We start from the raw sequence: 13,737 nt of genomic DNA on the forward strand, positions 1-13,737 counted from the left end.
TTGGACTCTGAAATCGAATCTATATACCAGTTTGGGGAACTCAAAATAACGTATCGTATTTTGCGCACTGTCTTTCCTCTAATCTTCTTAATCCCAACAGGCAGCCAATCCAATAACGCCTACTCTCTGGTTTACTCAAACATTTTCAGATATTCTCCTGCGGTAAGACCCACGGAAGCTACGATCAATAAAAATACCCTCATTACAGGCTGCTCCAGCATGGGCTGAAAAGCGCCCTGATCGTTGTTATTTATTTTTTCAATCACTGCCTCCACTTCTGTTTTACTAAAGCCATAATTAACCAAGTTTTCAGCCCTCTCAATGATGGCAGATTTAAGCCTTTTTGCTTCATTTCTGATCATAAACCCGGAAAAAATAAGCATGGAGATACTTGCAGCAAACGTGATACTTTTGCTCAGTGGGAAGTCCTGGTTGTCAAAATAAGTTGTTCCAGCAATCAGCACCAATAGAATACAAAGCATTGGATAATAAATAAGTTTGTCCACTGCCCTTGTTCTTTCTGCAACTAAAATAATCATTTTTTCGAGTAATACGAGCGGTTTTAGCTCATTCTTTTCCTGGTCATTTAGAAGTAGAAGTGGGAGTGACTTATAAACGAGCAAGGGATGTTTTTTGCGCAGCTTTCTTATCCAATAAAAGTTAAGCCTCACAGCGTCCAACACAAGAAATATCAGCAGCATGATGACTATAAAACTCATTATCCCTGCAAGCCAATCTAAAAAACATGTGAATTCGCCACGGCATGGCTGTGGCCCTGAAGGTAACAGATAAAAAAGGATCGTTTCAATGATCGCAAAGAACAGCCACATCATGAGCACTCGAGCCGAACGCCACTTCAGCCGGCCAAGGTCGAAATATTCTTCCCACAATCCTTTTTTATAATTGCGGCTCTCTAGCTTAATGAGTTTGCGGCATGAATCTTTAGTTGGATTTTTTCCATCGTGGTAGCAATTATCTTTCTCTATCCAATGTGAAACTGCCCAATCATTAGCTATTCCTGTACGTTCTATTAAAATATATAAAACTGTAATGAGGAAAAGAGCTGCAAGGCACTGCTCAATAGGGAAATCAACAGGATTTTTATCATTTACTATATAAACGCAGCTACTGATAATAAAAAAAACAAAAATGAGTAACTTTTTTAAGAAAAAAGGATCATCTTTGGTGTTGTTATTAACAGGTTTAGGTTTACTCAAAGTATTTTTAATGAAGCTGACTATCTTTTCAAAGCCTTCTTTTATGGTCAAAGGCTCACGGTAGGGAATTAATGTTTTTAAATGCTCATGCTTCGTAAAGTGCTTTTTGTTCAAGCGATCAAAATTCTTTTCCAATATACATACTGCAATCAGAATTAAAAAAACTGCTAGTGAGATTGCAATGATACGTACCAATATGGCGGGCCAAAGACTGATGCCCTCTGTGAAACTGAGTGGTTCACCAGAACTTATAGCAAGCCACGCAAGAGAAAATACTACACCGGCAGTAAGGCATAACCACAAAATTAAAATGAGCGAATGTGGGTGGAATTGAAAAGGTAGTAATATCAGCACCACTATAATTCCCAATAAGAGCCAATATTTCTTTTTAACTTGCTCCTGTCTGTCGTCTTCAGGGTGAATACTCTTTTTCTCTTTATCTTGCTGCTGTCTGTCGTCTTCAGGATGAATACTCTTTTTCTCTTTATCTTGCTGCTGTCTGTCGTCTTCAGGATGAATCTTTTCACTTTCAGTCAAAGGCTCCATGCGGACAGAGCCTTTTCGGCCAACTTCAAAAACCAAAGACGGAATATCTGCATTTTCTGGTAACTTTTTTAAGGTATTGATTGTATTATAATAAATGTCTGTCTGCCGGCTATCCCGGAAGGCTGGAATGTGCTTCTGATAATCTTTATTAAGTCGCAGGTCAAAATGCGAAGCAACAACCAGGTTCCGAGTCCAGCGCCAACGCTGCGGATGAAACATCTGCGCATCTAGATTCGTTGTGAATACTGGTATATGCGGCATTTCCGTGCGTAGAGCTTGAAGAATGACCAGCTTGTCATAGATATCACTGCCGAAAATGACTACCGCTTTTACGCCTTTGACGCGTTCTTTCAAATCGATACCGTCACGGGTTTCTTTAATTTGCTTGGCCAGGCGATGTAAGTAGTCATATTGCGTCGGACCAACGGGTGGATTATGCAAATCATCCTTAGAAAAGCGATCATTCAATTTCTTGGCTGTTTGATGATCTTCAGCTTTGTGGTGTTTATCAATTACCTGCTGATAGGCATCCAGACCCTTTAGATAGTAAAAATTTTGTTTCTCACATAAGTCATCTTGAGCATTCGGGTCACGACGTTCTATTTGATTAAAAAATGATTTACAAAATTTTTCCAACAGGCTGTGCGTCTTTTCTGAACCCTGTTCAGTAATGATGGCTATTTCAGATGATTTTTTGATACCACGCCAGTCAAGTTCTTTAACCAGATCAGTAATTAGTTTTTCAGTTATCCCATCCTTTATCCCATCCTTTTCGTCAATCGGCTTTTTAATTTTTACTTTCTCATATTTTTTATATTCTTTTTCGATATCTTCTTTAGTTATCGAACTAACCCAATCAAAAACATATAAATTCTTTACCCATGCAGCAGCTTTCTTATTCAGATCCTCCGCAAATATTTGAAAAGATTTGCTAGCAGTAACTGCATTACTATCCACCCAAATCAAGATGATGTCGTCTGGTTTATTTGGGTCTCTATCTGTACCTTCATAGACGAAACGCTCCCAACGCAAACGATATACTTTATTGTCATTATCTTGATTTTTTTTATTGTCTTTACCTTGATTTTTTTTATTGTCTTTACCCAGATTCTGGATTGAGCAAAAATGCAGGCTGTTAGGCTCTGAGGCTTTGTAGCCGGATTCAATCAGCCCCGCAATTACAGCATAACGATGCCTGATGCGAAATTCTTTATTTTCTATGGTATTGGGCCGGACTTTTACTATTGATGCCAGCAACTCTACGGGCTTTTTTTCCTTTGTCTTTGTAATGGATTCAATCGCTTCCTCAATTTTCGAATAACATTGACTCTTTTTATCAACCACAGAATTTACTTTTTTATTTTCAAAATTCTCTTCAGCGCTATGGTTTTGGCCAAAAGGATCCTGCCATAGCCAGCTCTCGTAAGTATTGTCTATAATATGCGTATAGGGTGACTGCATAACTGAAGAATCGAGAGGACGGGAGCTCCTGATAGGGTTATCATGCCAAATCAAGAATCCAAACAAGATGAGCAGTGCCAGCCCAGCAAATGCCAAGTCGGGTTCTTTTTGTGTATGTATCGGGTCAATCATCCAGCTTTTCCTTTACTGAATGGGTTGTGATAGAAACAATCTCGGCTGACTAAAAAAATTATTACATTTTTTTGACTAAACGTTCTATGGGGTTTCCCTCATAACTTACGGTCTGTGGAATGGTAGGAAACTTTCCGTTCAGCTAGTTTGGCTTGCAGATCTACGTCGTCTTTATGGGTTAGCAGTTGGTAAAACCGCGTTGATCTGTACCAGTGAACGTTTTCCCGTTATTGATGGGTGAATAAGTTAAATTTTTTATCCTTTGCACTCATATATACTATATAAAACAAGTTTCTTATCGCACCGTCGAAATCATAATTTCTGAATAAACGGGTACGAGATATGTGCTTTTCAAACAGAGTCGTGGCAGTAGTTGCCAATGCTATCAGATAGTTAAAAATATTCTGCTGTAACAGGCCAACCTGCCACTGAGAAGGAGTGCGCCATGAGTGACAAAAAAAAGTTAACTACCAATGCCGGATGCCCGGTTGCCCACAATCAAAATGTGATGACTGCTGGACCCTGTGGTCCGCAGCTGTTACAGGATGTATGGTTTCTTGAGAAACTTGCACATTTTGACCGTGAAGTTATTCCTGAGCGGCGTATCCATGCGAAGGGCTCGGGCGCCTATGGAACCTTTACGGTAACTCATGACATTACCGATTACACACGGGCTAGAATTTTCTCTGCAATCGGTAAGAAAACGGATTTATTTGCGCGTTTTTCTATTATGTCGGGTGAGCGAGGCGCAGCCGATGCGGAACGGGATATTCGTGGTTTTGCCGTGAAATTCTACACCGAAGAAGGCAACTGGGATTTGGTCGGCAATAACACACCGGTTTTTTTTCTGCGCGATCCATTGAAATTTCCCGATTTGAATCATGCAGTGAAACGCGATCCGCGCAGCCACATGCGCAGCGCAAAAAATTTTTGGGATTTTCTAACATTATTACCGGAAGCACTGCATCAAATCACCATTCTCATGAGTGATCGCGGTATTCCAGCGACATACCGGCATATGCATGGTTTTGGCAGTCATACCTTCAGTTTCATTAATGCCAAAAATGTGCGCTACTGGGTCAAGTTTCATCTGAAATCGCAGCAAGGTATTCGTAATCTTACCGATAAGGAAGCCGAAGCGATTATCGGAAAAGATCGTGATAGCCATCAGCGCGATCTGTATGAAAGCCTGGAAAAAGGCGATTTTCCCAGATGGACGATGTACGTGCAGATCATGCCGGAAGAGGATGCTGCTAAAGTTGCCTATCAGCCGTTCGATCTCACCAAGGTTTGGCCGCATAAAGATTATCCGTTGATCCAGGTCGGGGTTATCGAACTGAACCGTAATCCGGAGAATTTCTTTGCAGAAGTGGAACAGGCGGCTTTCAGTCCCGCCAATATCGTGCCTGGAATTGGTTTTTCTCCCGACAGAATGTTGCAGGGACGATTGTTTTCATACGGTGATGCCCAGCGTTACCGCCTGGGGGTGAATCATCATTTGATTCCGGTCAATGCGCCCCGTTGCCCGATGCATAATTATCATCGCGATGGCGCCATGCGTGTGGATGGTAACTTCGGCAGCACGGTCGGTTACGAGCCCAATAGCCAGGGCGAATGGCAAGAGCAACCTGATTTTGCTGAACCTCCACTGAGTGTGACCCACGCGGCTGATCATTGGAATCATCGGGAAGATACGGATTATTACTCTCAGCCCGGGGCGCTATTTCGTTTGATGACGCCATTGCAACAGCAGGCTCTGTTTGAAAATACCGCGCGTGCAATGAGCGGCGTGCCGCGGGAAATTCAGATTCGTCACATTAGTAACTGTTTCAAGGCGGACCCTGCTTATGGTACCGGTATTGCAAAGGAACTGGGTATTGTATCTAGCGAAGTGCCGAGATAGATAATAAATAGCGAAACTGATTTTCGGTAACTTTCAGCCAGCAATTTGGGCTTCGAAGCAGCAATCTGAATTTTTTATCAGTCATCAGGTGCGTATGCGTGACGTTAGCTTTGCATCTGATTCCTAGGAGCATTTCTATGACAACAGCATTTGATTCAACAGCAGACGAGTTACAGCACCTGCACCGCTGCGTGGAACTGGCGACTGAGGCTTTGGAGGCGGGTGATGAGCCGTTCGGCTCTATGCTTGTCGCCGCGGATGGAGCTATTTTCGCCGAGGATCGCAATCGTGTGGTTTCCGCCGGTGATCGCAGCCGTCATCCGGAGTTCGAGCTGGCGCGCTGGGCTGTGGCAAACATGACTGCTGAGGAACGCGCCGCAGCCACTGTTTTTACCTCCGGTGAGCACTGCCCGATGTGTTCTGCTGCCCACGGTTGGGTTGGGTGGCCGCATCGTGTATGTGAGCTCTTCCGAACAGCTCGCGAACTGGCTTGCCGAGCTTGGCGTTCCTGCATCGCCCGTGCGCGCCTTGGCAATCGGCGAGGTCGTCCCTGTTCTTGTGGTAGAAGGCCCGGTTCCTGGTCTCGCGGAGCAGGTGCACGAGCTGGATCGCCGCTTTTATAGTTCAGTCGGAGCAGCAAACCACAAATCCTAGCCTGATTCGCGTGAATATAATCCTGTAAATCCCCATGGAAGCGTCTAGCCGCGCACCGTGCGCGGGGGATGTTCGGGTATGGTGTTTGTGCTCCTGTCGGCGCAGCTGACTTGAAGGTTATGAATATGGGGTTAGGCGTTAACTCTGTCACTTCTTGTACGAGTCGTTGTTAATTCGGATAATTAAAGGCTATATTATGGTTGATAAATGGACAAATAACGGCTAAAATTTGGAATCTTGCTGGGGTTCCCAGCCTTTAACTTGGAGATTAACTATGGAAATTCGGATCAACGTTGACGACAACTTCATGGAATCCTTAAAGGACCGTTTAAATGAAAAAAGGGCAACCGATGTGACAAAAGATGCTCTGACCTTGCTCAATTGGGCTGTTTCGGAAATAGAGAATGGTCGGGTAATCCTCTCAGCGCAGCGGGACGGTACGGATATGCACCGGCTTGCAATGCCAGCACTTAATAAGGTGACAAAATGAAGCAGGCGTCGATTTGCGTCCGTATGAGTGACTCCAACGACAAAACCACCTGAGATTAACATGACCGACTCGGCCAGTCCGCCAGAAATCGACCTCAAAAAAATCCCTCCGAGCGTTCCGACTGTGTTCGACGTTGACATACTCCCTGCAAGCGTTCCGGCAAATATACCGGTTACGCCAATGTCCGAAATCGCAAAGGCGGGCGTTGATTTGGCCAAGTGGGTCCTTGTGATAGTGTCCGTGTTCGTTGTTGTTGCTGTAGCTGTATTGGCATGGAGCGAATTCAGAAGCCTGTCTCTTATAGATGCCAATTACTCTCAATTACTTAAATCAGGAGGAAATACCGAAACGGTAACTGCAATGAAAGAGTTGATTGTACAACTCGAAACTCAGAGAAAGGCGTTTCGAGAATTCTGGTTGCAATTCACTCAATTGGTTTTACTCAATCTCCTACTTCCCGTACTAACCGCGATCTTAGGCTATGTATTCGGTAGTAGAGAAGGAAATAATCGGGGTAGTGATAAGTAGGCACGATAAGCGTCAGTTCTGTCCTAACCATCTCTTCGAGAGGCGGCAAAGTTACACTTCTCAAGTGAAAGGCGGGATATCTAGATGAAAAAAAGTGCCCTGTCATGCGGATTGCGTTTCCTTTTTATGGTTCAAATATGATTGTGGGATTATGTAACTGAAACAGGAAGCTAACTAATCCGCAATTACCTTACCATGACCTCTCGCCAGATAATCTTCTGACTGCATTTCCATTAAGCGAGAAAGCGTGCGTTCAAACTCAAAGTTGGCATCTCTGGCCACATACAGGGACTGAAGTGGCACTGAAGCTGAGCACAGGAATTTGACGCCATGTTCGTAAAGTGCGTCGATCAACGTGATGAAACGTCTGGCTTGATCGCTGTTTTCCTTGCTAAATTGCGGAATCGCGACCACGATGATGGTGTGATAGGCTCTGGCGATGGCGAGATAATCCGCCGGACCCAGTGGATTGGCGCACAAGCGTTTAAACGAAAACACGGCAACGCCCCGCGCTGCCTTGGGGACAAACAGCATGCGTCCCTGTACATCCAATTCCTCACTGGGAACCTTGGCCCGATCCTCGATGCTGCGATCAGTCAAACGGAAGAAAATTGCTGCTAATTGCGCGGTGGTGTGTTCATCGACTGGAAAATAGTAAGTTTGTGCGCCTTTCAAACGATTGTAGCGATAATCTATTGGGCCATTGAGTGGGATGATTTCGAGTTTTTCCTTGATTTGTGCAATAAAAGGTAGAAAACGCTGACGGTTCAATCCGTGCTTGTAAAGATCATCGGGCGGCCGATTGGAGGTGGCAACCACAATCACGCCTTGAGCGAACAGTTCGTTGAACAGCCGGGTCAATACCATGGCATCGGCAATATCAGTAACCTGTAATTCATCAAAACATAGCAGCGTTGCCTCATTGGCAATTTTGCGCGCAATGGACGGCATAGGATCATCATCGCCCGCGCGACTGCCGCGTTGCGCTCGTTTCTGAACGGAAAGATCATGCCATTCCTTCAGCCGGGCATGGATATCCAGCATGAATTCATGGAAGTGTACGCGCCGCTTGGAGGGAATGGGCGCCACAGCATAAAACAGATCCATCAACATGGATTTGCCGCGCCCCACGCCGCCATGGAGATAGATGCCTTGCGGGGCAGGCTTACCACTGCCCAGCCAGCGAAATAAGCCGGCAGGCCATCTAAAATGGAATCCACTATTGTTGTTTTTGATCACGGGATAATCGATCAATTCGCGGTGTAATCGCTCTAACGCGGCGACTGCCTTGGCCTGATCGATATCCGGCTTGAGTTCACCGCTCAGTAGCAGCGTGTGGTATTCAGCTTCAGGTCCGGTTATTTGGATTGGTTGCATATTGGATAGAAGAGATTATCTGGCAGAAGTTTCAAACTTTGCTTGCCCGGCAAGCCAGACCAGTACCAGCACCGGCAGACCCAATAGAGCAGTGGCAATAAAGAAATTTTCATAACCGTAGGCATCGACAAATTGCCCGCTGAAACCGGCGATGAATTTAGGTAGCAGCAACATCACCGAGCTGAATAGGGCGTACTGAGTGGCTGAATAGGCGGAATTGGTCAAGCCGGACAAGTAGGCAATAAATGCGCTCGATGCGATGCCGGCAGAAAGATTATCTGCCGAAATGGTAAAAATCAGTCCGCTGACATCATGGCCGCGGCCCGCGAGCCAGACAAATAACAAATTCGTCATGGCCGATAATATCGCTCCCAAAAGCAGGGTGCGCATGATACCGAGCTTAACGGTCAGTATGCCGCCGATTGCCGCACCGGCAATCGTCATGATGACACCGTACACTTTTGAAATGGTGGCGACTTCGTCTTTGCTGTAGCCCATGTCCACATAAAACGGGTTGCTCATTACACCCATCACGACATCGGAAATGCGGTAAACCGCGATCAGAGACAAAATCAATAATGCTTGCCGCCCATGGCGCACAATAAAATCGCGGAAAGGCGCAATCAAAGCACCATACAGCCATACCAGCAAGCTGCTAATGCACGGCGGTAGATGCCAATGTGCGATGGCCTGCTGGGCGATTTTTTCATTTTCGGAGATCAGCCGACTGTACGGAACATCCGGTTCTTGAATGATCAGCGTGGTGATAATGCCGACGATCATACTGACGGCCATCACCAGATAGGCGAAGCGCCACGGAGCATGGTCATAGGTAATTGCGGAAGGATCAACGGCTGCTGCGATCCATAGCACACCGGCTGAAGCCAGAATCATGGCAACGCGATAACCCGCCTGATAAGTGGCGGCCATCGCGCCTTGCAATTCGACGGCAACCGCTTCGATGCGGTAGGCATCAAGTGCGATATCCTGCGTGGCGGAAGCGAAAGCCACCGCGAGTGCGAAAAATACCAAATGCGTCAGATTCACCACCGGATCGGTAACAGCCATGCCTGCCAATGCGACGGCGATGATGATTTGTGACAGTAACAGCCAGGCGCGGCGGCGTCCCAGCCATTGCGTCAACAGCGGTAGCGACAGGCGATCGACCAGTGGCGACCACAGCCATTTAAAACTGTACGCCAAGCCAATCCAGCTGAGATGACCAATCGTCGTGCGGTCGATGCCTGCTTCGCGCAGCCAGAATGACAGCGTGCCCAGTATCAGCAACAACGGCAGGCCGGCGGAAAATCCCAGTGACAGCATGCCCAGTACCCGGGGATGGGTATAAACACGCAGCGCATGCGACCAGCTTCCTGTGGATCTCATAGCGTGAGATCGTAGTCGATCATTAAAGGTGCGTGATCTGAGAAGCGCTCGGCTTTATAAATCGAGGCATGACGTGCTTTTTGTGCGATAAGCGGGGTGGCGATCTGATAATCGATCCGCCAGCCTACGTTTTTAGCCCAGGCTTGACCGCGGTTCGACCACCAGGTGTATTGATCAGGCTCGCAATTAAGCAGCCGGAATACGTCGACAAAACCGATGTCGTCAAAAACATCGGATAACCAGCTGCGTTCTTCAGGCAGGAAGCCGGAATTTTTCTGGTTTGAGCGCCAGTTTTTCAGGTCAATTTCCTTATGCGCAATATTCCAGTCACCGCACAAAATCATTTGCCGACCGCTGGCCATCAGGACCCTCAGTATCGGAGCGAATTTTTCCATAAAAAAGAATTTGGAAGCTTGTCGATGTTCCCCACTGGACCCCGATGGCAAGTAGATTGAAATGATGCTTAAATTGCCGAAATCGACTTGGAGGAAGCGGCCTTCCTTGTCGATTTCTGGGATACCGATCCCTTCGATGACTTTGTCGGGCTGGCTGCGGCAATAGATCCCGACACCGCTATAACCTTTCTGGGTTGCACAATGGAAATAGCCGTGATAAGGACCGGGTGACCGCATTTCGCTGGAAAAATCGGCTAACTGGGCTTTTAATTCCTGTACACACACAATTTCCGCCGATTGTGCCGCCAGCCACGTAAAAAAGCCTTTTTTTGCTGCCGCACGAATGCCGTTCAGGTTAAGCGTTATAATCTGCATCTTTTTACTTCTGGTTGGGTTGAGTTTATGTCCGATTTTCGGCAGGCATTTATCCAGTTCGCGATTGAACGCAATGTGCTGTGCTTTGGTGAATTTAAGACCAAGGCGGGCCGCATGTCGCCGTATTTTTTCAATGCGGGCTTATTTAACGATGGCGATTCGCTGCGCCAACTGGGGCAATTTTACGCCAAAGCGATTGCCGCTGCAGCGCTTCCGTTTGATATGTTGTTTGGTCCCGCCTACAAAGGTATTCCGTTGGTCAGCGCGATTGCTATCGCCTTGGCCGAAATGGGGCATAACTATCCTTTCTGCTTTAATCGCAAGGAAGCGAAAGACCATGGCGAAGGCGGAATGCTGGTCGGTGCACCATTGAAAGGACAAGTGCTGATTGTCGATGACGTAATTTCGGCGGGCACCTCGGTACGTGAATCGGTCGATCTGATCAAAGCCTTGGGTGCATCGCCCTGCGGTGTCGTGATTGCACTTGACCGCATGGAGCGCGGCGTCGAGCAGTTATCCGCAGTGCAGGAAGTAAAAAAAATGCATGCGATTTCTGTCACTGCGATTATTGACTTGAACGATTTGGTTGAATATTTACAAGACAACAGCAAGCTGTCTCATCATTTGCATGCGGTACAACGTTATCGTGAGCAATATGGCGTTAGTTGACGGATAGCTGATCGCCAGATTTAAGGAAACACTGATTAATTGACTGCACGGGCGAATCGCTTCGTTGCGCGGTACTCGCTTCTCGCCTATCTGATTGATATGTCTCGGTTGCTGCGTTCCGTGCGCCTCGCGCTTCATCACGTTCGCCGAATTAATCAGCGTTTCCTTAAATTTATCCGCCCCAAAAGCGGACACGGCCGGTATCCACGTGAACAAAATCGGAGGATGGGTAATAGCCGACGCCACCCATTTGCAGCGATAAGGCAGCTTTGCGCAGATCGGATAGTTTGCGTCCCGGCAACCGGATGTCGATCGCTTTGCCAAAAGTGTGCAAGCTGGTTTTGGCTACACCATTATTGTGGGCAGCGAGCATTTCGTTGGTGGCCGGCGAGCGATAGGCAGAAATGACATGAAATTCCTGCTTTGAACCCAGTTTACGCTGCAATAAATGCAGCAAATCAAACAGGTCAGTATCGATTTCATACTGATCCCCCGTGCGATGATCGCGCAGTACGTTATAAATATCTTGTAGTGCGCCGGGTACATAACGCCCATTCGCCCAATATACGGATCGAACGCGTTCTCCAGTATGTAAATTAAGAAAACTCAGTTTCTTTTCAAACGGTCGTTTTTTTATCGCTGCATGAGCGGATGCGGCCATTGGCAATGCAAGCAAAGCGCAAGCGCTTAGTCCGGTCTTCAAAAAGCGGCGGCGGCTAGGCACCGGTTCAGTTTCTGATAGATAACTTTGATTCAGGAACTTTCGTATCAGTATCATATTTTTCTCCAGAAAATTCTGCGAAGGATTGTGTGGAAATGATTGTGTGGAAATAACGCCTTACCAGCCGGCATGCTGCAACGCGCGCAGATCCCGGCCATAGATGTCGGGTGAGAAATGTACTTTTTTCTGCTCATCCACCCAGGCCGTAATATACACCAAGTAAACCGGCAGTGGTTTGCGTAAATGCATGGTCATCGTCTCACCCCTCTCCATTTCATCCAGGAATTCAGTCGATAAATTCTTCTCGCCGAGTGAGAAAGCGGCGAGTTCCAGCGGTTTTTCCAGCCGGATACAGCCAGAACTGAATGTGCGAATATCCTTGTGGAATAAGGACTTGGATGGCGTATCATGCAAATAGATGTTGAAAGGATTAGAAAGCATGAATTTAATCCTGCCTAATGCATTATTCGTACCCGGATCTTGGCGTAATACGTAGGGAAATCCTTTTTTGATGGCATGCCAATCGATCGTGCCTGGATCAATCGCTGCAGCATCACGGGTGTGGTTGGGAAAAACCCTGATATTGGCTGTGGTAAAAAAAGCCGGATCTTTCTGCTGTTTTGGTAACAAATCCTGGTGCGCAATCATGGTGGGAATAGTCCAGTATGGATTCAGGACCATATGCGACAGTGTACCCTTGAAACTGGGTGTTGAACGATAGTCGCGCCCAACGATGATCCGCATGCTGAGGACATGTTCGCCTTGTTCTGCAGCAGTGAGCCGGAAGCCGGCTGTATTCACCAGCGCATAGCGTTTGCCCAGATTGCGTGGCAGCCAGCGCAGACGTTCCATGTTGATGCGCAATTGGCGTATTTTCCAGGCGAGCGGAATATTCAATGCCCGTATGGTATTTCTCCCGATAATGCCGTCAGCATTCAGGCCGTGCTGGATTTGAAATGCCTTGATTGCGTTAACCAGCTCATCGTCGTAATACAGAAGACTTTTGTTTTGATCGATATCATATTCAGCCATGCCATCAACGGCATAAGCTTGTGCAATGCGCTGGCGGATCAATGGAATGGAGTCATGTATTGCACCCGGATGAATGGCGGATGTGTTGGGGATATGAATCCAGTTTGGATAACTGCTGATATGTTGCTGATAACGCATCAACGTCTGTTTGAGTTGCTGATAGCCAGGCTCTTTGGGTGATAAGTTATCCAATGATTGCTGCAGGCGATGAGATTTGATCGCTTGCTGCAAGAAAGCCACCGCATCAAAGATCGGTTGCGCAATGTGCCAATCCGGATCAGCTTCAGTAGCTGAAAATCGGCCACGGAAGAGATGCTGCGCCAGCATCAGCACGGCGTGGGTGGTGCGCAACTCCAGCTCAATGGCTGCAGGCAAAGATTGATCGGCTTGCTGCTGCAATTGCCGTAATGGTTGCAATGGATAATCGCGGCTGTCCAATCCTTCATCTTCTGCGCTGGCGAGGAAATTGAACGCGATCTCAAGCGAAGATGATTCAGGGTTTGCGGTTATCCAGGCGGGCTGATAATTCCGGGCAGTATAAAATCGCTGCAAATGGGCGATTTCAGCCTTGGTAAAAGTCGCTGAAGCGGGTTTTGACAAGTGATGCTGTAATACTTTTGCGTCAATCAGCCGGGCATCAGCAGCGTATGCGTTTACCAGCAACACGGCACAACAAAAAAACCGGAGAGTCAGTGAGAAGGATTTAAGGGAATGAGATAGCACGCAATGAATCTCCTGCTGCTGCAAATTCTTTATCGAGAATACAGTGAGTCTTATCATTAATGTTAAAAGCATAAAGGGTTAGAGGCATGGGGTCATTTCAGGTTCAGTCAGCAGACTTGGTTTGTACG

The 13,737-nt window shown here is 46.8% G+C and carries 11 protein-coding genes; 5 read left to right on the forward strand and 6 right to left on the reverse strand.

The window, feature by feature from the left end:
* Positions 1-131: 131 nt before the first annotated feature.
* Entirely contained in the window at positions 132-3,356 is a 3,225-nt protein-coding gene (locus BM021_RS01440) for a hypothetical protein (RefSeq protein WP_090717930.1), read from the reverse strand.
* A gap of 445 nt (positions 3,357-3,801) precedes the next feature.
* On the opposite strand from BM021_RS01440, the gene BM021_RS01445 reads away from it, so the two are divergent.
* The 4 genes from BM021_RS01445 (at position 3,802) to BM021_RS01460 (ending at position 6,931) form a co-directional block, all read left to right on the forward strand.
* Positions 3,802-5,259: a catalase gene (locus tag BM021_RS01445; RefSeq protein ID WP_090717933.1), complete on the forward strand. Its 1,458-nt coding sequence runs from the start codon at positions 3,802-3,804 to the stop codon at positions 5,257-5,259.
* 137 nt (positions 5,260-5,396) lie between these two features.
* Positions 5,397-5,882, forward strand: coding sequence for a nucleoside deaminase (locus BM021_RS01450; RefSeq protein WP_218147793.1), 486 nt, complete (start codon positions 5,397-5,399; stop codon positions 5,880-5,882).
* Positions 5,883-6,187: 305 nt separating this feature from the next.
* Positions 6,188-6,403: a hypothetical protein gene (locus tag BM021_RS01455; RefSeq protein ID WP_090717935.1), complete on the forward strand. Its 216-nt coding sequence runs from the start codon at positions 6,188-6,190 to the stop codon at positions 6,401-6,403.
* 60 nt (positions 6,404-6,463) lie between these two features.
* Entirely contained in the window at positions 6,464-6,931 is a 468-nt protein-coding gene (locus tag BM021_RS01460; protein WP_090717938.1) for a hypothetical protein, read from the forward strand.
* A 174-nt stretch (positions 6,932-7,105) separates the two neighbouring features.
* Here BM021_RS01460 and zapE read toward each other — a convergent pair whose 3' ends face one another.
* From zapE to BM021_RS01475, 3 genes are read right to left on the reverse strand one after another with little or no spacing between them, the layout of a single operon-like run.
* Positions 7,106-8,308 (reverse strand): cell division protein ZapE, encoded by a 1,203-nt coding sequence (gene zapE, locus BM021_RS01465; RefSeq protein ID WP_090717940.1) that lies wholly within the window; start codon positions 8,306-8,308, stop codon positions 7,106-7,108.
* A 15-nt stretch (positions 8,309-8,323) separates the two neighbouring features.
* On the reverse strand, positions 8,324-9,694 hold the full coding sequence (locus BM021_RS01470; RefSeq protein ID WP_090717942.1) for an AmpG family muropeptide MFS transporter: 1,371 nt from the start codon (positions 9,692-9,694) through the stop codon (positions 8,324-8,326).
* Positions 9,691-10,464 (reverse strand): exodeoxyribonuclease III, encoded by a 774-nt coding sequence (locus BM021_RS01475; protein ID WP_090717945.1) that lies wholly within the window; start codon positions 10,462-10,464, stop codon positions 9,691-9,693. Before BM021_RS01475 ends, BM021_RS01470 begins: the two co-directional genes overlap by 4 nt.
* 27 nt (positions 10,465-10,491) lie before the next feature.
* On the opposite strand from BM021_RS01475, the gene pyrE reads away from it, so the two are divergent.
* A complete protein-coding gene (pyrE, locus tag BM021_RS01480; protein WP_090717948.1) occupies positions 10,492-11,133 on the forward strand; it encodes an orotate phosphoribosyltransferase in 642 nt (213 codons plus the stop codon).
* Positions 11,134-11,305: 172 nt separating this feature from the next.
* Here pyrE and BM021_RS01485 read toward each other — a convergent pair whose 3' ends face one another.
* Both BM021_RS01485 and BM021_RS01490 read right to left on the reverse strand, forming a co-directional pair.
* On the reverse strand, positions 11,306-11,911 hold the full coding sequence (locus tag BM021_RS01485; protein ID WP_177186268.1) for a peptidoglycan L,D-endopeptidase MepK: 606 nt from the start codon (positions 11,909-11,911) through the stop codon (positions 11,306-11,308).
* A 60-nt stretch (positions 11,912-11,971) separates the two neighbouring features.
* Entirely contained in the window at positions 11,972-13,609 is a 1,638-nt protein-coding gene (locus BM021_RS01490) for a L,D-transpeptidase family protein (protein WP_090717950.1), read from the reverse strand.
* Positions 13,610-13,737: the final 128 nt, after the last annotated feature.

Origin of the sequence: Nitrosomonas sp. Nm166, from assembly GCF_900112825.1 — a bacterium.
GTDB lineage: Bacteria > Pseudomonadota > Gammaproteobacteria > Burkholderiales > Nitrosomonadaceae > Nitrosomonas.

What these genes read in the sequence shown, in the direction of transcription:
- BM021_RS01445 (WP_090717933.1), top strand. Translation starts at nt 3,802, where the DNA reads ATGAGTGACAAAAAAAAGTTAACTACCAATGCCGGATGCCCGGTTGCC.
- BM021_RS01470 (WP_090717942.1), bottom strand. Translation starts at nt 9,694, where the DNA reads ATGAGATCCACAGGAAGCTGGTCGCATGCGCTGCGTGTTTATACCCAT.
- BM021_RS01475 (WP_090717945.1), bottom strand. Translation starts at nt 10,464, where the DNA reads ATGCAGATTATAACGCTTAACCTGAACGGCATTCGTGCGGCAGCAAAA.
- BM021_RS01485 (WP_177186268.1), bottom strand. Translation starts at nt 11,911, where the DNA reads ATGATACTGATACGAAAGTTCCTGAATCAAAGTTATCTATCAGAAACT.
- BM021_RS01450 (WP_218147793.1), top strand. Translation starts at nt 5,397, where the DNA reads ATGACAACAGCATTTGATTCAACAGCAGACGAGTTACAGCACCTGCAC.
- pyrE (WP_090717948.1), top strand. Translation starts at nt 10,492, where the DNA reads ATGTCCGATTTTCGGCAGGCATTTATCCAGTTCGCGATTGAACGCAAT.
- zapE (WP_090717940.1), bottom strand. Translation starts at nt 8,308, where the DNA reads ATGCAACCAATCCAAATAACCGGACCTGAAGCTGAATACCACACGCTG.
- BM021_RS01440 (WP_090717930.1), bottom strand. Translation starts at nt 3,356, where the DNA reads ATGATTGACCCGATACATACACAAAAAGAACCCGACTTGGCATTTGCT.
- BM021_RS01460 (WP_090717938.1), top strand. Translation starts at nt 6,464, where the DNA reads ATGACCGACTCGGCCAGTCCGCCAGAAATCGACCTCAAAAAAATCCCT.
- BM021_RS01455 (WP_090717935.1), top strand. Translation starts at nt 6,188, where the DNA reads ATGGAAATTCGGATCAACGTTGACGACAACTTCATGGAATCCTTAAAG.